The 22,063-nt window shown below is 60.9% G+C and carries 18 protein-coding genes; 11 read left to right on the top strand and 7 right to left on the bottom strand.

All coding sequences use genetic code 11. The features are described from left to right. Together gluQRS and DBV08_RS04725 are read left to right on the top strand one after the other, a co-directional pair. Positions 1 to 897 (top strand): tRNA glutamyl-Q(34) synthetase GluQRS, encoded by an 897-nt coding sequence (gluQRS, locus tag DBV08_RS04730; protein ID WP_124566687.1) that lies wholly within the window; start codon positions 1 to 3, stop codon positions 895 to 897. Positions 898 to 1,152: 255 nt separating this feature from the next. After that, positions 1,153 to 1,893: an EAL domain-containing protein gene (locus DBV08_RS04725; protein ID WP_124566686.1), complete on the top strand. Its 741-nt coding sequence runs from the start codon at positions 1,153 to 1,155 to the stop codon at positions 1,891 to 1,893. 28 nt (positions 1,894 to 1,921) lie between these two features. Here DBV08_RS04725 and DBV08_RS04720 read toward each other — a convergent pair whose 3' ends face one another. Next, a complete protein-coding gene (locus DBV08_RS04720) occupies positions 1,922 to 2,560 on the bottom strand; it encodes a DUF4190 domain-containing protein (RefSeq protein WP_124566781.1) in 639 nt (212 codons plus the stop codon). A gap of 130 nt (positions 2,561 to 2,690) precedes the next feature. Here DBV08_RS04720 and DBV08_RS33225 point away from each other — a divergent pair, with 130 nt between their 5' ends. The 3 genes from DBV08_RS33225 (at position 2,691) to DBV08_RS04705 (ending at position 5,219) form a co-directional block, all read left to right on the top strand. Continuing rightward, positions 2,691 to 3,410, top strand: a complete 720-nt coding sequence (locus DBV08_RS33225; protein ID WP_378377144.1) for an RDD family protein — start codon at positions 2,691 to 2,693, stop codon at positions 3,408 to 3,410. Positions 3,411 to 3,751: 341 nt separating this feature from the next. After that, the gene (locus tag DBV08_RS04710; RefSeq protein WP_095969577.1) at positions 3,752 to 4,366 is read left to right on the top strand and encodes a hypothetical protein; all 615 of its coding nucleotides are present in this window, start codon (positions 3,752 to 3,754) and stop codon (positions 4,364 to 4,366) included. Between the two features lie 118 nt (positions 4,367 to 4,484). After that, the gene (locus DBV08_RS04705; protein ID WP_030535741.1) at positions 4,485 to 5,219 is read left to right on the top strand and encodes a queuosine precursor transporter; all 735 of its coding nucleotides are present in this window, start codon (positions 4,485 to 4,487) and stop codon (positions 5,217 to 5,219) included. On the opposite strand, the gene tgt is transcribed toward DBV08_RS04705, so the two are convergent. Both tgt and DBV08_RS04695 read right to left on the bottom strand, forming a co-directional pair. After that, positions 5,210 to 6,499 carry a tRNA guanosine(34) transglycosylase Tgt gene (gene tgt, locus DBV08_RS04700; protein WP_260395313.1) on the bottom strand — a complete coding sequence of 430 codons (1,290 nt, stop codon included), beginning with the start codon at positions 6,497 to 6,499 and terminating at the stop codon, positions 5,210 to 5,212. The genes DBV08_RS04705 and tgt overlap by 10 nt on opposite strands. Before the next feature lie 68 nt (positions 6,500 to 6,567). Further along, positions 6,568 to 7,917 carry a UDP-glucose/GDP-mannose dehydrogenase family protein gene (locus DBV08_RS04695; RefSeq protein WP_124566685.1) on the bottom strand — a complete coding sequence of 450 codons (1,350 nt, stop codon included), beginning with the start codon at positions 7,915 to 7,917 and terminating at the stop codon, positions 6,568 to 6,570. A 239-nt stretch (positions 7,918 to 8,156) separates the two neighbouring features. Between DBV08_RS04695 and DBV08_RS04690 the strand changes: the two genes are divergently transcribed. The 3 genes from DBV08_RS04690 to DBV08_RS04680 are packed head-to-tail and all read left to right on the top strand — an operon-like array spanning position 8,157 to position 10,716. After that, entirely contained in the window at positions 8,157 to 8,600 is a 444-nt protein-coding gene (locus DBV08_RS04690) for an adenylyltransferase/cytidyltransferase family protein (RefSeq protein WP_024488219.1), read from the top strand. Positions 8,601 to 8,641: 41 nt separating this feature from the next. Continuing rightward, positions 8,642 to 9,229 (top strand): hypothetical protein, encoded by a 588-nt coding sequence (locus tag DBV08_RS04685; protein WP_124566684.1) that lies wholly within the window; start codon positions 8,642 to 8,644, stop codon positions 9,227 to 9,229. 11 nt (positions 9,230 to 9,240) lie between these two features. Further along, positions 9,241 to 10,716, top strand: coding sequence for a glycerophosphodiester phosphodiesterase (locus DBV08_RS04680; RefSeq protein WP_185564454.1), 1,476 nt, complete (start codon positions 9,241 to 9,243; stop codon positions 10,714 to 10,716). 68 nt (positions 10,717 to 10,784) lie between these two features. Here DBV08_RS04680 and DBV08_RS04675 read toward each other — a convergent pair whose 3' ends face one another. Both DBV08_RS04675 and DBV08_RS04670 read right to left on the bottom strand, forming a co-directional pair. Next, positions 10,785 to 14,069 carry a LamG-like jellyroll fold domain-containing protein gene (locus DBV08_RS04675; protein ID WP_124566682.1) on the bottom strand — a complete coding sequence of 1,095 codons (3,285 nt, stop codon included), beginning with the start codon at positions 14,067 to 14,069 and terminating at the stop codon, positions 10,785 to 10,787. 94 nt (positions 14,070 to 14,163) lie between these two features. Next, positions 14,164 to 15,180: a hypothetical protein gene (locus tag DBV08_RS04670; RefSeq protein ID WP_124566681.1), complete on the bottom strand. Its 1,017-nt coding sequence runs from the start codon at positions 15,178 to 15,180 to the stop codon at positions 14,164 to 14,166. Between the two features lie 21 nt (positions 15,181 to 15,201). Between DBV08_RS04670 and DBV08_RS04665 the strand changes: the two genes are divergently transcribed. Then, entirely contained in the window at positions 15,202 to 16,125 is a 924-nt protein-coding gene (locus tag DBV08_RS04665) for a glycosyltransferase family 2 protein (RefSeq protein ID WP_206029863.1), read from the top strand. A gap of 6 nt (positions 16,126 to 16,131) precedes the next feature. Continuing rightward, on the top strand, positions 16,132 to 18,312 hold the full coding sequence (locus tag DBV08_RS04660) for an oligosaccharide flippase family protein (RefSeq protein ID WP_124566680.1): 2,181 nt from the start codon (positions 16,132 to 16,134) through the stop codon (positions 18,310 to 18,312). Here DBV08_RS04660 and DBV08_RS04655 read toward each other — a convergent pair. After that, positions 18,301 to 19,560: an O-antigen ligase gene (locus tag DBV08_RS04655; protein ID WP_124566679.1), complete on the bottom strand. Its 1,260-nt coding sequence runs from the start codon at positions 19,558 to 19,560 to the stop codon at positions 18,301 to 18,303. The two genes, DBV08_RS04660 and DBV08_RS04655, sit on opposite strands and share 12 nt — an antisense overlap. A 72-nt stretch (positions 19,561 to 19,632) precedes the next feature. On the opposite strand from DBV08_RS04655, the gene DBV08_RS04650 reads away from it, so the two are divergent. Continuing rightward, the gene (locus tag DBV08_RS04650; protein WP_124566678.1) at positions 19,633 to 20,691 is read left to right on the top strand and encodes a glycosyltransferase; all 1,059 of its coding nucleotides are present in this window, start codon (positions 19,633 to 19,635) and stop codon (positions 20,689 to 20,691) included. Here DBV08_RS04650 and DBV08_RS04645 read toward each other — a convergent pair. Beyond that, positions 20,673 to 22,016 carry a hypothetical protein gene (locus DBV08_RS04645; protein WP_124566677.1) on the bottom strand — a complete coding sequence of 448 codons (1,344 nt, stop codon included), beginning with the start codon at positions 22,014 to 22,016 and terminating at the stop codon, positions 20,673 to 20,675. The genes DBV08_RS04650 and DBV08_RS04645 overlap by 19 nt on opposite strands. Between the last annotated feature and the right edge of the window lie 47 nt (positions 22,017 to 22,063).

Genomic DNA, 22,063 nt, shown 5'->3' with positions numbered 1-22,063 from the left:
GTGGCAGGAGCAGGGCGCTTCGCGCCGAGTCCGTCCGGCGATCTCCATCTGGGAAACCTCCGTACCGCCCTTTTGGCCTGGCTGTTCGCCCGCACCAGCGGGCGCGATTTCCTCATTCGCGTAGAGGATCTCGACCGTGTCCGCCCCGGCGCGATGGAACGACAACTCGACGATCTGCGCAGGCTCGGCCTTACGTGGGACGGCCCGGTCGTCCTACAGTCACACCGTCTTCCCTTGTACCACAAGGCTATCGACCGGTTGCGCGAGCGCGACCTGACCTACCCTTGCTTCTGCACACGCAAAGAGATCCTGCAGGCGCCGTCCGCTCCCCATGTTCCCGATGGCGCCTACCCTGGCACGTGCCGAAACCTGTCGGAGGCCGAACGCACCGACAGGTCGGCAAGCGGCCGATCCCCGGCTCTGAGACTTCGGGCAGATATCGATTCATTTACCGTGCACGACGAACTGTTCGGCGAGGTGACGAGGCAAGTCGACGACGTCGTCCTGCTCCGCGGAGACGGAGTACCCGCCTACAACCTCGCGGTAGTCGTCGACGACGGCGCCCAGAACATCGATCAAGTGGTCCGCGGCGACGACCTCCTGACCTCGGCGCCGCGTCAGGCGTACCTTGCCCAACTGCTCGACATCGAACCACCGTCGTACGCTCACGTTCCTCTCGCGTTGAACAGTGAAGGCAAACGACTCGCGAAGCGCGACGGCGCAGTGACCCTGGCAGATCAACTCGAAGCCGGACGCAGTGCCGAACAGGTTCTGACGATGATCGCGTCGAGCATCGGTCTCGCCGAACCCGACGAAGTTGTCACGCCTCCGCTATTGGCGGATCGATTCGACTCTCGCAAGATCCCCCGGACCCCGTGGATTTTCCCGGCAAAGTAAGTGAAGTATCAATCAGCGCCTTGTCGGGACAAAAGCTCGATTGTCCGATATGACAAAGCGGTCCGCAATAGCTATTCGTTGGCAATTTCCAAATAGTGAAGTACGGTCGAGACTGGCGAAGGCAATTGAGGGCGAGTGGTCCCTGCAAAACCACGCCCCGGATCTGAACCTGGAATCCGACCGCAGTACCCACTTGCAGCATCCACGCTGACACGCACGTGCGGCACGGGCGACTCAGGACGAAAAGGAATACGCATGGTCCGCGAGCTTCGCGAGGCACTCGACGACCATCAATTCGAGGTGTTGTATCAACCCCAGGTCAATCTGAACTCGTCAGCAATTATCAGCTACGAAGCACTTCTGCGGTGGCGCCATCCACTCCGAGGGTTGATCGAGCCTCAAGATTTCATGCGCTCCGCCGAATCTTCCGGACTCATCATTCCCATCGGATTACAAGCTCTGGATATGATTTGCGCCCAAACAGCGTCGTGGCCTGAGCACATGATGGTTGCGGTCAACTTTTCGCCTCGCCAACTCGCGACGCCGCACGCCGCTCACGAGATCCTCGGAGCACTCGACAGTTCAGAAACGCCACTGAGCAGAATCATCGTCGAAGTCACCGAACTCGGCGTCGTAGGTAGGCATGCCGCGGACACTCTTCACATCCTGCACAACGAAGGAATTCGAATTGCCCTCGATGATTTCGGGGCGGGCTTCGCGTCGTTCTCCGCGTTGTCGGAATTGCCGCTCGACATTCTCAAGATCGACCAATCGTTGACGTGGGCCGTCAGCGCAGCGGGTCGTGCTGGAGATCGCGCCTTCATGGTCATGGAGTCCATCGCCGACATCGCCAGCAGGCTCGGGCTTGATTCGATAGCCGAGGGCGTCGAAACCGCCGAACACGCAGCCAACGTCTCGAGAGCCGGCTGCGATATGGGCCAGGGCTATTACTTCGGGAAGCCGCTCCCCGCGTCATCCATCGTCACGCCCGTGTGAGCGCTGCACACTTCAGTACGGCGCCACTTCAGTACGGCGACGATGCACTCGCTATGAGTGCGACCACAAGAATCACGGCAAAGATCGCCAAGAAAGTCGCTCCGACCGCAATTCCGGCAATCGCGAGACCGCGTCCCTCTTGACCTGTCTGCTTGATCTGGTTGAGCGCGACAATTCCCAGAATGATCCCGACGATTCCGCCGAGACTGTAAAAGCAACCGCCTGCAAGCGATACAACCAGCGATGCAATTGCCAGACCATTGGTACCGACCGGCCGCATCGGCGGTGCGTACCCTCCCGCGAATTGATTCGGTTGACCGTACGGGTTCGGCGGCTGACCGTACTGAGCCTGTCCATATTGTCCGGGTTGCTGATATTGATTGGCCGGGTATTGATTAGGTGGACTGAAGGTCTGTGGTGGCAGATATGGGTTTGGTTCACCAATTCCACCCGGCTCAGGCGTATTGCCGGTGGGGTTGTACGACGGCGGTGGGTAACCCGGGTACTGCTCGTTGGGAGTGGTATATCCGGGAATTTCAGGTGAAGACTGCGTTTCGGACGGGGACACGCCGTACCCCTCAGAAGGCAGGCTCGGAAATTCTCCGTATCCAGGTTTTGCCTGGTAATCGCTCGAAGAATCGTCGTTGTTGCCCCCGGAACTCGTCATACAACGCAGCCTAAACCACAGGTGACCTCCGAATCCAAGTGAGCAGATGTCATCCACATCGCTCTTTGATCCCAGTAGGGTCATATCCACTGTCACACTCGAGCGCGATATTTACGACTGAGGGGAACACATGACAACCGGCGGGTACGACCCCAACCAGAATCCAGAAGGCGGGAAGCAATTCCCACCCCAGGATCCATATGGCCAGCAGGGAACACCTCCTCCCGGAAGTTACCCACCTCCCGCCGGCCCCCCGCAGGGCGGAAGCTACCCGCCCCCGCAGGGCGGAAACTTCCCGCCTCCGCAGGGTGGCAACTACCCGCCGCCCGGTGGATACCCGCCGCCGCCCCAGGGCGGAAACTTCCCGCCTCCTCCGCAGTTCAACGACCAAGGTGCGTACGGCGGAGGAAACCGGCTGCCTTCGGGCGCTCAGCCGGGCGATCTGTGGATTCGACTCGGTGCCCGCATCATCGACGGCATCATCGTCGGCATCATCGCCGCGATTCTGGCTCTGTTGGTCAGTGACTCCGACAGCTTGATTCTGGTCTCGGGGCTGTTCTCGGGAATTCTGACCTTCGCGTACTTCATTGCAATGGAAGTGACGCAGGGTCGGACTTTGGGAAAGATGATTCTGGGCCTTTCAGTACACGGTCCGGGCGGCGCACCTCGCCCCTCAGTCCAGCAGTCTGCGATTCGCAACGCTTTCACTTTGCTCTCGATCATTCCGATCATCGGCGGAATCCTCGCGCTGGTTGCGTACATCGTCATCGCAGTCACCATCAACAACAGCCCCACCAAGCAGGGCAAGCATGACGAGCTCGCTGGTGGAACTCAGGTAGTCAAGGGCTAGGTAGGAATATGACAACCGGTGGGCACGACCCCAACCAGAACCCAGAGGATGGGAAGCAATTCCCACCCCAGGATCCGTACGGCCAGCAGGGAGCACCCCCTCCAGGGAGCTATCCCCCTCCGGCCGGGCCTCCACAGGGCGGTAGCTACCCGTCTCCTCCTCAAGGTGGCAATTACCCGCCTCCCGGTGGATACCCACCGCCACCCCAGGGCGGAAACTATCCCCCTCCCGGCGGAAACTATCCGCCGCCCGGCGGGTACCCGCCTCCTCCCGGTGGTGGCAACTTCCCGCCTCCGCCTCCGAATGACTACGGCGCAGGTTTTGGCGGCCCCCAGCTTTCCGTGGGTGCAGCAATTACGTACGGCTGGAACAAATTCAAAGACAATGCGCTCGTCTGGATCGGGATCTCGCTCATCGCGTTTGTGATCGCCGGACTGATCCAGGGCGCGTTCAACGGCTTCGACTACACCAACACCGAGTTCAACGCGCTGTCGATCGTTGGCGGATTGGTCACTGCAGTCGTCGGCTACATCATCCAAGCCGCATTCCTTCGTGGAGCATTGAGCGAATTGGACGGAATCAAGCCGGCCTTCGGCACCTTTTTCCAATTCACCAACATCGGTGCGGTTGTCCTCGGCGGTTTCCTTGTAGCCGTAGCTACCTACGTCGGTTTGGCTCTCTGCATAATTCCCGGCATCATCGCGGCGTTCCTGCTCTACTACACGCTGACCTTCATCGTGGACAAGAACCAGGATGCGATTTCCGGCATCAAGTCGAGCTATGCGTTGACCTCGTCGAACGTCGGAACCTTGATCCTGCTGGCGCTCGCTCTGATCGGTATCAACATCGTCGGTGCACTGCTGTGTGGAATCGGACTACTGGTGACGGCGCCCGTCGCGCTGATCGCCAGTACCTACGCATATCGCGTACTGACCGGCGGTCCGGTAGCTGCCTGATCAGTTCGTCTACATACTTCGAAGGCCCTGCGGTTCCACGTGAAACCGCAGGGCCTTCGGTGTGTTCTGCGCAACTGGACGGTCGCCAACTCGCATCCGAGCGCCTTGTGGTGCTTGGATGACGGACGTGACAGCTCAGGATCAGCAAGACGAATCGACCCACGAAACCAAATTTGCGCACGTCAGCCGGGGTTATTACCCGACAATCGTCGCGCTCTTCACCGCAACGCTGCTGATCTCGAATGTGGCGGCGACCAAGGGGGTCGCCTTCTTTGCGGATTCCGACTTCTCGCTCGGTCCCTTACAGATTCTGCCCATCATTACCGATGGTGGATTCTTCTTGTTCCCGCTCGCCTACGTCCTCGGTGACGTGCTCAGCGAGGTCTACGGCTTCAAGGCGACCCGACGCGCGATCTACCTGGGCTTCGGCGCACTGATTCTCGCCGCTGCGTGCTTCTGGATTGCAGTGCAACTCCCGTCAGCGGAGTTCTACGAGAACCAGGCTGCCCTCGAGACCGTGGTCGGCGTCATTCCTCGGCTACTGGTCGCAGGCTTGGCCGCCTACCTCGTCGGCCAGCTGTTGAACTCACTGGTCCTGGTGATGATGAAGAAGCGTATGCAGGAGAAGCACCTGTGGGCGCGCCTGATCGGCTCGACCGTCGTCGGCGAATTCGCCGACACCCTCATCTTCTGTTCCATCGCGGCCGGTGTCATCGGCATCAGCACCTGGGAAGACTTCATCAACTACGTGCTGGTCGGCTTCCTGTGGAAGACGCTTGTCGAGGTGCTGGTCATGCCGATCACCTACCGCGTCATCGCTTACGTGAAGAAGCGCGAACCGACCTACGCCTGAGGTGCAGGCGTCTTCGCCGCGTAGAACTTTCCGAGCATGTCCGCCTTGAAGTCGTGGAAGTAGCCGCCTTCGATGCTGGCTCGGATGTCGTCGACCAGCTTCACGGTGAATCGCTCGTTGTGGATGGTGCAGAGTGTCGACGCGAGCATCTCTTTCGCCTTGAACAGATGGTGGATGTACGCGCGGGTGTAGTTGGCGCAGGTGTAGCAGTCGCACTCGTCGTCGATAGGTGTGAAGTCACGACGGAAACGGCTGGTGTTGATGTTGAACCGGCCGGAGCGGACGTAGATCGCTGCATTGCGAGCAACACGGGACGGATTGACGCAGTCGAAAGTGTCCGCACCGTTCTCGATTGCGACGAAGAAGTCGTCCGGTTCACTGATACCGAGCATGTGACGTGGCTTGTTCTCGGGTAGTTCCTCGTTGCACCAGCGCACGATCGTTCCGAGGTTCTGCTTCTCCAAGGCACCGCCGATGCCGTAACCGTCGAAGCCGTATCCGTTCTCGCCTTCGATCGATTCGAGGCCACGGCAGGCCTGACGACGCAGATCCTCGTACTGCGCACCTTGGATGACACCGAAAAGCGCCTGGTAGGGCTTGTCGGCGCGTTCAGCGGTGAGCTTCTCGTGCTCGTTGATGCAGCGAATCGCCCACGCCTGCGTGCGCTCGACCGATCGCTCCTGATAGCCGCGGGTGTTGAGCAACGTGGTGAGCTCGTCGAACGCGAACATGATGTCGGCGCCGAGCTGATGCTGAATCTGCATCGACACCTCGGGGGTGAAGCGATGCTTGCTGCCGTCGAGGTGCGATTTGAACGTCACACCCTCGTCGTCGACCGTCGCGAGGCGCTCTTTGCCCTTCGCGATGACGTCGTCGGACTGCACGCCGACGGCCTCCATCGCGAGCACCTTCTTGAACCCGACGCCCAGCGACATGACCTGGAAGCCGCCACTGTCGGTGAAGGTGGGCCCGTCCCAGTTCATGAACTTGCCCAGCCCGCCGGCCTCGTCGACGATGTCGGGTCCCGGCTGCAGGTACAGGTGGTACGCGTTGGCGAGCAACGATTGCGCACCGAGTTCCTTCATGGACTCGGGCAGCACAGCCTTGACCGTGGCCTTGGTTCCGACGGCCACGAACGACGGCGTCGCGATATCGCCGTGCGGTGTGTGGATGGTGCCGGTTCGTCCGAGTCGGTCCTCGAGCCTGGTCCCTATCGTGAAGATCGACTCGGGACGCTTCGAAGGATACGTATCAGACTGAGGCTGTACTGCAGAATTCACGTGCCAATCCTGTCATAACTGCGAATACTGCCGCGGCGGCATGCTCGCGACGAGCACCTTCGACAGTTCTACTGCGCCGCCAGAGCAGTGACGTCCGAAGGTTGGCGTCGGCCCACTCCGGTCCATGTAAGGCCCGCTCGTGACAGGACGTCTCGGTCGAGCAGATTTCGGGTGTCGATCACTCGAGGAGTGCCCATCGCTGCGGCGATCCGCGGCCAATCGAGCGTGCGGAACTCCGGCCACTCGGTCAGCACCACGGCGGCGTCGGCTTGTGCGACTGCGGCATACGCGTCGGCGACCAGTTCGATACCCTCCAATTCCGGATACGATTTCGCTGTGGGGAGGGCGGGATCGAACCCGACCAACTCTGCGCCCGCCTGCCGCAATAGAGCCGCGATCATCAAGGCTGGAGAATCACGAATATCATTCGTGCCGGCTTTGAAGGTCAAACCGAGCAGTGCCACGCGCGCGCGAGTGAGTGAGCCGTTTCGATTGCCCGTCACAGCCAAACGAATCTTGTCCACCATCCGCTGACGTTGACGGGTATTGGTATCGATCGACGCCCGCATGAGACGGAACTCGAAATCAGCAGCATCTGCCACCTGGAGCAACGCTTGGGTGTCCTTCGGCAGACACGATCCACCCCACCCTGGGCCAGGATTGAGAAACTCACGACCGATCCTACGGTCGTAGCTCATACCTTCGGTCACATCCAGAATGTCTGCACCGAGTCGCTCGCACAGTTCAGCCACCGCGTTGACGTACGACAACTTCATCGCCAGAAATCCGTTGGCCGCGTACTTCACCAGTTCGGCACTGGCAGAATCGGTGAGCACAGTCGGCGCGCCGAGCCTGGAGTAAAGCGCCGCGACGCGTTCTGCCGCGTCCTGTGCCTCCCCACCCACAACGATTCGATCAGGGTTGAGAAAGTCGCGAACCGCGGTGCCTTCTCGCAGGAACTCTGGATTACTGGTGACCGCGACATCGGATCGACCCAGCAGCTCCGCAGTTCGCGCGGCAGTGCCGACTGGGACGGTGGATTTGTTCACGATCACACAACCGGCCGGAAGCGTATCGCGGATTTCGTCCAGTACCGCCTCCACAGCTCGCAGATCCGCAACGCCGCCGACGCCCATCGGCGTTGGCACACAGAGGAATACAACCTCGACGCCTTCCGCATGCTGTTCGACTGCGACTGCTGCGCCGACGGTGAATGCCAGACGCCCGGCAGCAAGGCCTTCCGCCACCAGCTCCGACAGGCCGGGCTCGAGGATGTCCACCCTCCCATCCTGCAACCGCCGAATCTTCTCCTCGTCGACATCGGCGCAGATCACATGATGTCCGAGTGACGCCAAGCACGCACCCGTCGTCAGCCCCACATACCCCGTACCGACGACAGCTATCCGTCGCGCAAACACTCAGCCTCCACTGGAATCGGCCATCCCCCGGACCGCAATAATGTTGCGGTCAAATTGCCCGCACGGGCTGCACTGACGCTATTCTCTAGCATACATCGAGAATCTTGACGTCCAACCTGTTAGACAGACCAAGCATACTCAATTCAGCAATCAACCAGTGATCACAACCACCGAAACCGGACATACATGAAAAAGCGGCTAGCTGGCACCCACAGCAAACTTCACGCAAGAAGGCAGCCATGACACGTCGAATCGGTTATGCACCCGGCGTCTACGACATGTTCCATATCGGGCACCTCAACATCCTCAGCCACGCAGCGAGCCAATGCGACTACCTGATTGCAGGAGTTGTATCCGATGAGATGGCACGCCTGGCCAAAGGTCGTGACCCGGTGATTCCGCTAGCCGAGCGGATCGCGATCGTCGCGAGCATCAACTGCGTCGACGAGGCTGTCGCCGAAACCAAGCCACACAAGATCGACACCTGGCGCGACGTGGGATTCGATGCGATCTTCAAGGGGGACGACTGGCGCGGAACACCGAAAGGCCTTGCGCTGGAGCAGGAATTTGCCGCAGTCGGCGTCGAGGTGGTCTATTTTCCCTACACGCTCGACACCTCCAGCACCCTGCTGCGCGCAGCTCTGGAAAAGTCCGTCAAATCGCGACAAACCGGGACTCGGTAGCGCATGAATCACAGAAAACAGCACGAAGCGGGCAGCAATCGATGAGAACAGCACATGTGATTCACAAGTCCGCCTCGGCGCCTCGAATGGTCGGAGTGTCAGCACTGCTGGTGATAGCTGCGCTGACGGGGTGTTCCAGCCCAGCTTCCGATACGTCGAACGGTGACAGCGTCACGCCGCCAGGCGTCACCGTGGGCACGCCACCGCCGCCGGGTATCACCGACGACCGCGCCGAGGACATCTCCACGCTGCCACCAGTGCCGGTCGACCACCCGAGCCCACTGGCCAACGGTCTCGAGGTCACCGCGGTGACTACCGAACCGCTCGAACTCACTGCCAACGGTCCAGGTGAGATCGCGGGCAGCGGCTTGAGCGTGACGCTCGACTTCGTGAACAAGTCCACCACGGACATTTCGCTGGACAGTCTGACCGTCAACGCCTACTACGGCGACCGACTGCCGGCGGCACCCGGCGCGAACGCCACAGCTACGCTGGTCAGCGGACTGCTTCCTCCTGGCGACCACCAACAGGGTGTCTACGTGTTCCAGATACCGGAGGACGGGATCGACACCGCCGTATTCGAAGTGGGCCACAGCGATTCCCAGAACGTCATCGCCGTCGCTCGCTGATGGCGGCCGAGGTGGTCGCGCATACCGAGCTGTCCAGGCGCAGCGTGTTCCGCGCTGCGACACTTCTCGGATTGGGCCTTGCGGGCGGATCGGCGATGAGTGCCTGCAGTATTTCCAGCATCTCGGCCCAATCGCCGGCCCACCAATTCCTGTCCCGCGGAAAGTATTTCATCGCTCAACGGGGGGCAAGCGACGAGGCACCAGAGCACACGCTGGCCGCATATTCGCGAATCGCCGACCGCGGCGCCGAGGCAATCAGCGTCGCCGTCCACCGCACCAGAGACGGAATCCTCGTCTGCCATGAGGACCCGACGTTGAGCAGAACAAGCGGTCAGAACATCGCAATTGCGGACGTCACTCACGACGAACTGAGCAATCATCCCGTCGATCTCACCCGCTGGGTAGGTCCGGACTGGGGGATGCACCCGATTCCCACATTCTCAGAGGTGCTCGAAAGACTCGGCAAGCGGGCTGTTCTGTTTGTCGAATCCAAGGACCCGGAAGCCACCATCGACGTGATCGGCGCTGTCACCGCGAAACAGCTGGGCGGCACCACCGTCTTCACACAACCGTTCACTGCCAGAGAAGGCGAGTCCGCTTCGCGCAAAGCAGGGCTGACCATATGCACCTATTTCAGCTCACATGCAACCGGTGCCGAAATCGACGAGGCCGCAGACGGATCAGACGCAATCGGAATCTTCGCAGGCGTCCGCAGGGAGAACGCGCGGCAACAAACTTCGATCCAGGGCGCCGTGGCGACAGGCAAACCGGTAATCGCATGGTCGGTAAACCGCCGCTCCCAACTCCCCTACCTTGCTGAGGCTGGGGTCCGAGGGTTCATGTCCTCTTCGTGGAGTTATGTGGCCAGGCCCTCCGAACCTAGTCCGCACGACACCTTTTCCACCGGGCGGATCGCACCAGGCGACCTGGCGGGTAACAATTCATCGCCTGCGGCACCTGAATGGGGACCGAACGGTTCGATTCTGTTGGCAAGCGGCGCATCACCCCAATCCATATCCATGGGATCGATGTGCCCGGTGCGCGCTGCCCCGTACGTCATCAACGTCGAAGCGCAGTTCGGCGCGGCGCCTCCGCTCGCCTCCGATCATCTGGCAGTCGTCATCGGACGCGACGACGATTCCGCCTATCGACTCGGCGCGGTCTCGCCCGGAACCACCCAAGGTCAGCTCGTCGTCCTGCGGTCCACCGGTGACCTGGAATTGCGCAGCATTCCGGAGGGCAACGCACTCTCCATTTTGCAGTCGTCCGTGGCCGGGAACAAACCAGTCGTCGGTCAATGGCTGACGCTACGGATCATCGTGGAACCAGATTCCGTTACTGCAGAGTGTGATTCAGGACAGGAGCCGGAGCCGACAACGGTCAGCGCGCCTCGCACAGCGTTCGGGGGTTACTTCACATTGGCGCGCAACTATTCCGGTGACAACGCCCAGGCGTCATTTCGCAACATCAGCGTCGCATATCGCTGACAAACTCCCCGAAGTACAACACCGCGCGCCTCCTGGCTGTACAGGGGCGCGCGGTGTTGTATGCACGTCTACTCCGGTCGAGCGACCTCGAAGTTGTCGAACCGGGCCACTACCGACTCGGTGGACGATCCCGAAATGTACACCGCCAACCCCGTCGAACCCAGAGCTTGCAGTTCCGGAGTGGAATCGGTGACGGATCTGGTCCACTGCACCGGCTCGGGCATTTCCTCGTCCCACACCTTTACCTGCAGGGTAGACGGTGACGCACCGAGCGCCTGGGCACGGACCCGCAGATGCTTACCTGCCGTGTACGTCAGGCCAGGCAATGGCACGACCGAACCGAGTACCGTTTCGGTACCCGCCACCACTTTGGTCAACGACACCTGTACCGAACCGTCAGCGAGAATCCTTACCCGCGAACGGTAATCGCCGGAAGCCCCACCTCGCAGCACGGTCGACAGATACGCGCCGCCACCGGTCGGCATCGCTTCGAGCCACATTGAATGCGACACGTCTACATCACCGGACGCTACCGCGGGCAACAACATCGTCGCCGAACGGCCAGCGGGTACTGTCACTTTGGCCGAACCCGACTCGACTGAAGCTTTGGCTCCACCACCGGTCACCGACCAGACGCCACCGACCTCTGCTTCGCCGAGACCCGAGACCGTTTCCCTGTCGAAATCGTCTTTGGCTACCTCGCCGTCAGCCGGAACAACCGCGTCCTTGACGGTAACCGGATGTGTTGCAGTGCTTTTCGCACCGGCATTGTCCACGACTGTCAAGGTCACGCCGTATGTACCGGCGACAGCATAACTATGGTCGATCTTCGCGTCGGCACCTGTAATAGTGGCACCTGTCGCGTCGTCACCGAAGTTCCACTCGTACGAAACGATTGTCCCGTCCGGATCTGCCGAAGTGCCGCCGTCGAAAGCGACTGCCAGATCCGTCACGGTTTCCGTGAACGCCGCCACCGGCGGCTGATTCGCTACCACGCCCTGGCCACGTTGCCAATGCGCCTGCACCGCATCCGAACTCAATGCCGAGTTGTAGACCGCGACCTCGTCGAGCGCGCCTGAAAAGTTGGAACTGAGAGGTGCCGAGGGCCAACCTCCCAGACTGTCGCCGCCGACCCGCCAATATCCCGCGGTGCGGTACTCGGCTTGAACGGTGTCGGCACGTTCTGCCACCTGCTCACCGTCGACATACAGGCGCATCCCGGTCGATCCCAGTACACCGACGACGTGATGCCACTTGCCGTCGTTGTACGACCGTGGACTAGCCACCGTCCGGAATCCGTTCGCGTTCGCACCAAGTAACAGCTGACCCGAATTGCTCATGTACACATGACGATCGCTGGAGGCGCTGTTGTTGGTATTCACGCTGCCGAAACCGACGATCTTCCCTCCCCAACGGGTGGTCGTCTTGAACCATGCCTCGGCGCTGAACGACTGCGGCCCGAACTGAGTCGCCCCACCGGTCTTCGATCCGGCCGAGAATGTCGTCGAGGTGTTCTGGTCACCGACTATCGCACCACCGACATTTCGCTGGGCTGATTTGAGAGTCAGATCCGAATCGCCGGCCCAATCGGATGCAAGCGTCCCCGATGACTCCCCCAGTCGCCAGTAATGGACGGCGCCGTCGCGGGCAACCAACTCCTGGTACGCACTTGGCGGCGACGCGATTCCGGCCGGCACTGTGGCTGTCGCCGTTGGCCCGACCATGGTGTTGCCGAATGCATCCGTGACCCGAACCCGGTACGTCTGGGTCGATCCCGGCGGCGCCGAGGTATCCGTGGCACCCATCCGGCCCCGGTTCCACCACTGTGCATCGTTGGCGGTCGTAGCCGCCACCGTCGCAGTCGAAAGTTGGGCACCTCGAAGCAATTCGTAGGTCAAGTGACTGTTGTCGCGGTCCCAAGCCGCCGTCCACGTCGCGCGGACCGCACCAGGGCCGACTCCGGTCATCGCAGGCAACAACTCGTTGTAACCGTTCGGAGACTCCTTGTTCGGCGCCTGATCCGTGATCGCGAACCGAACAAGTCCCTCCTGCGGCACACCGTTGACCTTCGGAAACTCGCCACCGAGGACGATGTAGCGATCATTTCCGGCGATCGACCAACCCGCCTGCTTCTGGCCCGTGAACGTTCCGGGAGCCAATGTCGGCAACCAGTGCAACAACTCTGGCGCAGGTTTGCCGAGGAAGTTGCCACTCGAGTTGATCGGGCCGGACGCATTCGTACGAAATGCCAACGACCACTGATAACTCCACGGTTCCGTTTGTGGAAGGCCTCCGATTTGACTGCAGTCGTGCGGATGTCCGGCTACGTACATCACGTCGCCGATCGTGACGTTGGAGTACGTGTCACCTCGGCAGCCGCTGACCCACCGCAGATTTCCGGTCGCAACGTCGGAGGCGAAAACGCTCTCCAGGTTTCCCGACCCGTACGAGTAACCGGTGCCGTATACGGTGCCGGCGTCGCTGCTCAGACTGTAGATCGCGGAGTCGACACCAGAGTTGCGCACAATTGTGTTGGTGGGAAACGAGATAGTCGCAGCAGTTGTGCCGTCTAGAGAGCCGACGCCGACGTTGTTCACACCGTTGAGCGTCGTGAAGCGACCGCCGACCACGACCTTGCTGCTACCAGGTGGCGCCGTGATGGCCATCACCTCGGCATTGGCCTTCGGCGCCCACGGCAGAGCTTCACCGGTCACGACGTTGAATGCCGCCAATCGCTGACGCGCCTGTCCGCCGACACTGTTGAATATCCCGCCGACGTACAGCGTCTCGCCCCGAACTTCGAGAGCGCGCACACCGGCGTCGAGCGGCGCCTTGAAAGTATTGAGTACCGTGCCACTTTCCGCGTCGACGGCTGTCAACCGGTACCGGTTGACAGCACTGACGTTGGTGAAATCACCGCCGATGAAGACGGTTTTGCCGTCTTCGGACGCTTCGAGGGCGCGCCCCTGCCCGTTGAGTGCGGGAGCCCATGGCTTGAGTTCGCCGGTATCGAGGTCGTATGCCAGCGCGTTCGACCTCGGAACGAGATCGGTGCCCGGCGGGGCACCAGCCGGCCTGGCGTTGGCGAATTTGCCCGTCACGTACACCGTATTGCCTACCACGATCTGCGCCCAGACCACGCCGTCCACCTGAACGGTGGGTAATGCATCCGCGGACACCGTCCGCGGAATTGTGGGGACAGTCGGCGCGGTATCGGCAGTTGCTGTACCGATGCCCAGCGATCCCACCACCGCTAGAACTGTCCCCACCGAAACGAACGCGTTGACCAAACCGCGCCACTTCTTCCGGTGATCCTGATATCCGTCGGCGCGCATACCGGCGATGTCGACCATTCGTACTCCTGGTTGCAATAAGGAACGCACCCGGAATCTTCCCCCCCGTTATGCGCTGAATTCACCGACGAACCCGCCGTCAGCAACCCCTAGGCTACTTCGTTTTTCGGGGATTGCGAACCCGTACGAGAGCGCCGGTAGAAAGCCACACATTCCGCGGCCAGTCACCAACGGACGTTTTGGGCGCGAGGATCGCACAATCTCGGATTCCCGACGTGCCGAACCTATTGTTCTTGATCGTCAGACCGATCGCGCCCTTCCCCTTTTCATCGACATTGATCGTGCATTGACCACCGGACAGAATGTTGTCGTTGATCTGGATGTTCACACCCCGCGCATAGTTTTGCGTGATCATCGCCGCGGCGTTGTACGCACCCTCCAAACGACTGTTGTGCACGGAGATATTGCTGCCACCCTCGATTTGCACATTGTCATCGTGGGTTTGGTTGTCCCACTGCTTAGGCCATGGCGAATAGTGCAAATTGTCGTGTAACCAGCTGTAACCGAAATCGACGTTGTCCCCGAAAATCACCACCGAGTCGACGACGCCCGAAATGTCTAGCCGCCTGGCGTAAAAGTTTCGACCCTTGATTCCGTCGACGTACGGTGACAGCGTCGACGGCCGCAGTGTCGTGTCCTCGATCCTGAAATTTCGATGGTCTCCGTAAGCCGCGACCAGTGATTCATTGATTTGCCCCGGATTACGTCCGCGAATGATGGACCGGCGGATCGTCACGTTACTGGCCTCGATCCGGACAAAACCACGGATATCCAGATTTTCGATCACCGTGCCCGGCGTCCGAATCGTCAGGTCCCCGTTGTGCACTCGTAGCGGTGTTCCTGCAGGTAATCCGAATGTCGTCGGCACCGCAGCCTCGACTTCCGCCGGCATACCTACGTTCAAACCACCGGCCGCAAGCAGCGCGGCAAAAGCAAGACCGATTGCACGAAGGGACCGTTTAGGGCGAGTACTCCACAACATTGAAGAACTTCCATTCTCCCCCAGCATTGCGCCATTGACGCGTTTCAGCAAACATGTAGCGCTATCATATTCCTGGTGATCAGCAGTGAACGTAACAATTCGACCATTGATTCTGTTTCCGGAAATCACGCGTCCAACCTATCGGCTGTTGTGGCCGTTTTGACATACCGACGCCCCGATGACCTGATGGAGTTGCTTCCCGAATTGCTGCACCATTGCCGTCAGGCATCCGTCGGGTACGGTATTCGACCACCAACCGTGCTTGTCGTCGACAACGATCCTGCTGGTGGTGCGTGTGAGACCGCAAACCGGTTCGGCACAGGCGTCACCTACGTACACGAACCGACTCCCGGTATCGCTGCCGCCCGCAACCGCGCTCTCGCCGAATCAGTCGACGTCGATCTCCTCGTGTTCATCGACGACGACGAACGTCCCACATCCGACTGGCTGACAGCACTGCTCGAAACCCGCATACGCACCGGTGCCGGCGGAGTTGTCGGCCCGGTCGTGTCGGCATTTGCGGCACCACTCGACCCCTGGATCGCCGACGGTGGTTTCTTCGATCGCCGACGCCTACCCACAGGCACCGAAGTGCGTGTGGCCGCAACCAACAACCTGCTCCTCGATCTGCGTCTGGTCCGCTCGATTTCGTTGCAGTTCGACGAAAGTTTCAGCGCAAGCGGCGGATCCGACAGCTTGTTCACGCGCCGGTACACCGGAGCCGGTTTCACGCTGGTGTGGTGTGACGAGGCAGTGGTGACCGATGTCGTTCCAGCAGAACGGGCCACTCGCGACTGGGTAATACGTCGACGCTATCGAATCGGAAACTCATGGGCTCGTACGGAATTGGCACTCATTTCGGGCAATGTGCAGACCGTTCGGTTACGCGGAGGCCTGCTACTGGCCGGGGTGACCCGAGTGGCGGGCGGAACAGCTCGCGCGACGCTCGGCGTGTTGGGTCGCAGCCCGCGTAATCGCGCACACGGTATCCGAATCGCCGCTCGGGGCGCGGGAATCGTCGCGGGCGCCTTCGGCCGGACCTACCTCGAGTACCGCCGTCCGATCGGCGCCTGAGTACCAATGAACCTCGCGGACAAGGCCGCAAGGGGCGGCGGCGTCACGCTTGCGTTCCAAGCGGTGAAATTCATCGTTCAGACCGCGTCGTTGATCCTGTTGGCCCGACTGCTGAGGCCGGAAGACTTCGGCATTGTCGCGATGGTCGTCGCCATTACGGGCGCTGCAGATCTGATCCGCGACTTCGGACTCTCACTCGCCGCCGTGCAGGCCAAGCAGTTGAGCGACGCTGAACGGACAAACCTGTTCTGGGCTAACACCGGCATCGGTTTCGTCTGTTGCGTGGTCGTCTCGACCGCGGCGCCACTAATCGTATGGATCTACGACAAGCCCGAACTCCTACCTATCGTCTTTGCCGTCGCCGGCGTATTCATCGTCACCGGTGCGGCCACCCAGTTCCGCGCTGATCTCATGCGCAGTCTGCGCTTCACAGCACTGTCCACCACCGATGTTCTGGCAAATGCCATCGGAGTCGGCACAGCAGTGGTGCTTGCGCTTTCGGGCGCCGGATACTGGGCGATTGTCGCGCAGTTGATCATGGTTGCTGTTGCCACGCTGTTTCTCAGTGCCGTGATCTGTCGGTGGCGCCCGGGGCTTCCACGCCGAGGCGTATCGATCAAACGGTTCTTCCGTTTCGGTGGCGGGCTACTCGGAACCCAACTGCTCGGGTATGCCACCAAGAACATCGACAGCATTGCTATCGGCGCGATGTACGGGCCAACCACGCTCGGGTTGTACAACCGCGCATACCAACTGCTGATGACTCCGCTCAACCAGATCAACGCCCCACTCACCAACGTCGCACTCCCCATCCTGTCCAAAGTTCAGGACAACCCGGTGATCTACGGGCGGTACCTGGCCAGAGCACAATTGATCGGCGGGTACTTCACCGCTTCGGTTCTCGCGGTCAGCGCCGGCGTCGCAGAGCCGCTGATCACCGTCGCCTTCGGTGAACAGTGGCCTGCCGTTGCCCCGATTTTCGCGCTCCTTGCAATCGGTGGCGTATTCCGCTCGGTCGCCCAAATCTGTTACTGGGTCTATCTGTCTTATGGACTGACCGGCGCGCAGTTGCGCCTGTATCTGTTTCTCCGACCTGCGGTCATCGTGATCACGCTTGCCGGTCTCCCGTGGGGCGCCGTCGGAGTCGCGGCAGCATCGTCGATCGGCTTTCTCGTGGACTGGCTGGTCACTCTGTGGCACGTGCACCGTGTGGCCGGTGTCGACAGCATGATGTTGCTGCGAAACTCCTTGCGCGCGATCCTCCTGTTCGGCGCACCGGCCGGACTGCTCGCATTTGTCGGATCTCACCTGTTTGTCGCACCATCCGCGTCCTTGGCAGCCGGCATATTCTCCGCCCTGGTCGGAGCTACCCTCTCCGCAACGCTCTTTCCCACTGTCCGAAGCGATTTGACCACTATGCTCGACTTCGCGAGAAGAGCCGTTGGCCGTCCTCCTCGTCCTCCGAAGGAACCTGTCGACCGAAATTCACCGCTCGGCTCTGGCGGACGAGACGACCGCAGGCTCGCGTCCACAGATTCGGCGAGCACTGTGACGCTGTGGAACTACCTGACTATCGTCAAGAACCGATGGCGCATTTTCATGACGGTATTGGTGATGACACTGGCTGTCGCCTTCTCCACGATAGCCTTGACGCCACACACCTACATCGCCAGATCTGAGGCAGCCCTGCAACTCGGCGTCGTCGGCACTCCGCGCCAGATAAGTGATCGCTATCCCCAAGCGCTGTCGCTCACCCGTTCCTTTGCCGCACTCGCCACGTCCACCGCCGTCCTCGAACCGGTGATCGGGCGCCTAGGGCTCGACACCTCCGCCGAATCCCTGGCCCGCGACATCGAAGTCACCATCCCGACCGATACCGTCACCATGCAATTCACAGTCCGGGCAAACACGGCCGACGGCTCGGCACAGATCGCCGACGCCGTCGCCGAGCAGCTGGCCGATCTCACCGGTCGGATGATTCAAATAGAACAGCCAGACATGCTGGGGCTCACCGTCACGCGGGCACCCGTACCTGAATTCGCGTCTACGCCGCGCCGCGGCTTGATCCTGCTGACCGGCGCCGCGACCGGGCTGATGCTCGCGGTGATCGCCGCCGTTTCGTGGGATTGGCAATTGAGTCGCCGACGCACCGGCTCTGACCAGTGGCGTGCACAACTAGGCGGTTGACTCCACCCGCGGCTTCGTGTGCCCACGCCGCGAACCATGCTCGGGGAGAGTGGCAAACACGGCGAACATCAACGGAAGTACGGTCACAGCAAGAAGAAATGCTCGGTCGACGAACCCGAACGAAACTTCCAATGTGGATGAAGCGAATAGAGCCACCAACAGCGATGCCGGTTGGAAAATGCCACGCGCACTCCATTGCGATGCCGCCCATGCGATCGTCACGAACATCGCCGCCACGAGGAACAGGAAGATCAATCCGCCCGTTGCGAGTGTGTGTACGAACTGGTTGTGCCCGTGGAACGCAAAGCCGCCGAGGCTCCCGACGTGTTGCGGCAGAACTGAATACCAATTCGATCCGGAACCGAACCAGGGCGTGTTCCCCCAGGCATCGAGACTGTGACGCCAGATTGCACCGCGGTTGGTCAACGCATCGTCTGCCGGAGTGGACAGCGGCCACCAAATCATCACCGCCCCGGTCGCCCCCACCAGCCCCCAGGACATTGGTCTGCGCAGCACAGACGGTGTGACCGTCATCAGCACCCACATGCCGCATGCGAGGGCAGCCGCGGCCAACGACGATCGCGAGGACGTCCACACGATCGCAAACAGGACGACGGCGATGCCCGCCGCACGCACCACGCGACGTGGAATCAGCATCACTGACGGCAGACCGAGAACCAGGTACTGCCCGAGATTGTTACCGTCGGTGAAAATTCCGATCAAAATACCGAGCGGCAAAATCTCTTTCGTTGGTGCCACTGCGGTACCTGCACTCGAAATGAAAATTCCACTTTCCGGCAGGAAGACCCCCAACGCAATGCACATCACTGCCGTCAGGACTACGAGGTACCCGAGCACGGCGAGCTTCCTCAATTGTGGCCGCAGGATCCAGATCGCGACCACCAGTACCGGATAGAGCATTCCTCCGCGCGTCGGGACATGATCGATGTACAGATCTCTGACCACCACGTACACCCATGGGGCAAGCATGAGAACCAACGGCATGCGCCGATCGGTAGGCAACGCCGCTGTGCCACGGAGAATGACGAACGCACACAGGGCAAATACGAGCAGCAGTAGCAGCACTTCCAACTTGACTGCCAACGGGTTCATCGGCAACGCGTCACCCACCGTCGCCCGCCGTTTCACTCCTGTCAGCGACTGCACCAGCCGTGGCGTCGTGTACATCGCCCACACGAGAACGATCAGCGTGACCGTGACGTCCGGCCGAAAATGCCTGGAGGTCACGAGCACTCCCGGATTTGTTCGCAGCGAGCCACCAGTGCGCCCAGGGATTCACTAGGTTTAGGATACGGTCGCATGACACCTCGAATCGGCAACGACGGCCAGTCCGGCGAAGACGCGTTGAGAGTCTTGCTGTCCACTCGCGGGCCATTCAAGACGACCAACCCCTACGTCGTACAACTGGCCGACTCGATTCGAACCTGCGGCGCAAGTGTCCGGTACTTCAGTTGGCAAACAGCTCTTTTCGGCAGTTACGACATCTTGCACATCCATTGGCCCGAAGTAATGATCCGCCGTGACGGCGCCCTCGCGCGGGCGGCCGCCCAAGTCCGATTCATCCTGTTGATGCTGCGCCTGCGGCTCACCGGTACACCTATCGTCCGTACGGCACACAATGTTCGAGCACACGAAACCGGTAGCCGCACGGAGACCGCACTCTTGCGGTGGTGCGATCGACAGACCCGAACTTGGATCGTGCTCAACGAATTGTCCCCTGTACCAACAGGAACCGAACGGGTACTCATTCCTCACGGCGACTACGCCGACTGGTTTGCGGGATACCCGAAATCTGAACCCATTGCCGGCCGGGTCATTTCGTTCGGATTGATCCGACCGTACAAAGGAACCGAGGCGCTGCTCGAGTCCTTCGCCCACGTCACCACTACCGGCGCAAGCCTGCGTATCGTCGGCAAGCCGAGCACCGACGAACTCCGCGCCGTCGTAGAATCTGCAGCGCACAAAAGCAGCCGAATCACTGCTGCCCTCGACTATGTAGAGGAAAGCACCTTGTCGCTGGAAATCACAGCAGCGCAATTGGTTGTCCTCCCGTATCAAAACATGCACAACTCGGGCGCATTGCTGCTCGCGCTTTCACTCGAACGCCCCGTGCTCGTTCCGGATACCGAAATAACCCGGGCACTGGCCGACGAGGTCGGGCCCGGCTGGATCCACCTCTATCAGGGCCCCCTCACCACGGCGACACTTGATACCGCGCTCGCCGCCCCGTCGCCTGCCGAATCCCCTGACCTGTCCGCCAGGAAATGGCCGCAACTCGGCCGCGCGCATATCCGCGCCTACCGAGACGCCGGCCGAAGAACTCCTCCGCCGTACGGCGATCAACGTCTACCGTCCTGAAGTCGTTTCCTACTGCGCATCAGAACTCGTGCGAGTCCCGAGCGTCGTTGTACAAGAACAACACCGGCGAGAATTCCTCCCGCCGATGACAGCCTGTCGACCGCCGCAGCGAGGTCACGACGCGTGGTCTGCCCACGCCGCGCCACCAAAACCGTGACCTCGGCAGCGGCGGCCAATGTCGCACCGTCCGCTACGGGTGTTGCTGCACCACCAACCGCAAGGAGCATCTTGTAGCGCGTCGACTCGACCTTGAGAAAGGGTTTCAGTCGCGTACTCACCAACAACTCCGCGGCATTTCCCTCAGCTCTGCCTGCGGCGACAAAATCCAACCCGGACCTCACCTGGAGCGTCTGACCGAAGTCTGCTGACCCCACCAGGATCTCCGCGAGGCCAGGAGCCGATTCGGCGCCGAGCATGCCCGCTACGGAGGCCGATCGTAAATCACCGTCGACCAACAGAATTCGATCCCGTGCCCGAGCCATGACCAACGCGAGGTCGACGGCGACTGCCCGCGCGTCGTCGCTCGCAGTCACCGGAACTACGGCGACTGACTTCACGCCCCCTCGTTTCCCACACGCCGCTGCGATGTTGGTGTGCAGCACCAAGGTCCCGGCAGCACTCTCCGATCCACGAGGTTCGACGGGTGCCACCGACCGTTTACCGTCGAATGTGATGGCTGCAAGTACCGGAGTCGACGACGCGTTTTCGACGTCGGACACCGACCGAACAGGTCTGGTCACCGATTCCCAGATTCCCACGATCGCCACTGCCACAAGCAAACCGCCCAGCGCGCCGAGCAATTCGAATGTCGCCCGATTTACGGTCGACTGCTTCTCTGAGGCAACCGCGGGGGATACCGACGACATTCTCATTGCGGGGTTGTCCTCTTCACCGCGGGGCGAGAGTGTGCGGACCGCTTCGTCAAGGCGTCGGATCACCGCATTGGCCGTCATCGCCGCGCGCAGACTGGACGTGTCTGTGACTGTCACGTTCATCACCGTGGTATTCGACGGCACGTCTACCTGGATCCGACCGGCGAGATTCCGGGCCGTTGTCTGGAGGTCAAGTTCCTCGATCACCGGATCGAGAACGATCGGTGACTTCACGATCTGAGCAAACGAAGGCATGACGCTCTGCGCGAACGAGCTTCCCGCCGTGTAGTCGCTCGCCGTCTTGGCACGGTCGACAGCGAAATAGACGACCGCAGTCGAGCGGTGATCAACCGTGATTGTTCCCGAGTAGACCGCACCACCGATCGCCCCGAGCAATACACCCGCAATCAGCAGCAGCCATCTCGCACGAGCGAGATTCCATACACTTTCCACTCATTCTTCTCTTTCTTCCGAGTTTCGGAGACCAAGTGGACATTGCC

The organism is Rhodococcus sp. KBW08, assembly GCF_003852455.1.
In the GTDB taxonomy this organism is placed as follows: domain Bacteria; phylum Actinomycetota; class Actinomycetes; order Mycobacteriales; family Mycobacteriaceae; genus Rhodococcus_F; species Rhodococcus_F baikonurensis.
Note: the sequence above shows the minus strand (reverse complement) of the source record. Positions and strands in the feature narration are given on the sequence as shown.

What these genes read in the sequence shown, in the direction of transcription:
- DBV08_RS04725 (WP_124566686.1), top strand. Translation starts at nt 1,153, where the DNA reads ATGGTCCGCGAGCTTCGCGAGGCACTCGACGACCATCAATTCGAGGTG.
- DBV08_RS04720 (WP_124566781.1), bottom strand. Translation starts at nt 2,560, where the DNA reads ATGACGAGTTCCGGGGGCAACAACGACGATTCTTCGAGCGATTACCAG.
- DBV08_RS33225 (WP_378377144.1), top strand. Translation starts at nt 2,691, where the DNA reads ATGACAACCGGCGGGTACGACCCCAACCAGAATCCAGAAGGCGGGAAG.
- DBV08_RS04705 (WP_030535741.1), top strand. Translation starts at nt 4,485, where the DNA reads ATGACGGACGTGACAGCTCAGGATCAGCAAGACGAATCGACCCACGAA.
- DBV08_RS04690 (WP_024488219.1), top strand. Translation starts at nt 8,157, where the DNA reads ATGACACGTCGAATCGGTTATGCACCCGGCGTCTACGACATGTTCCAT.
- DBV08_RS04685 (WP_124566684.1), top strand. Translation starts at nt 8,642, where the DNA reads ATGAGAACAGCACATGTGATTCACAAGTCCGCCTCGGCGCCTCGAATG.
- DBV08_RS04675 (WP_124566682.1), bottom strand. Translation starts at nt 14,069, where the DNA reads ATGGTCGACATCGCCGGTATGCGCGCCGACGGATATCAGGATCACCGG.
- DBV08_RS04660 (WP_124566680.1), top strand. Translation starts at nt 16,132, where the DNA reads ATGAACCTCGCGGACAAGGCCGCAAGGGGCGGCGGCGTCACGCTTGCG.
- DBV08_RS04650 (WP_124566678.1), top strand. Translation starts at nt 19,633, where the DNA reads ATGACACCTCGAATCGGCAACGACGGCCAGTCCGGCGAAGACGCGTTG.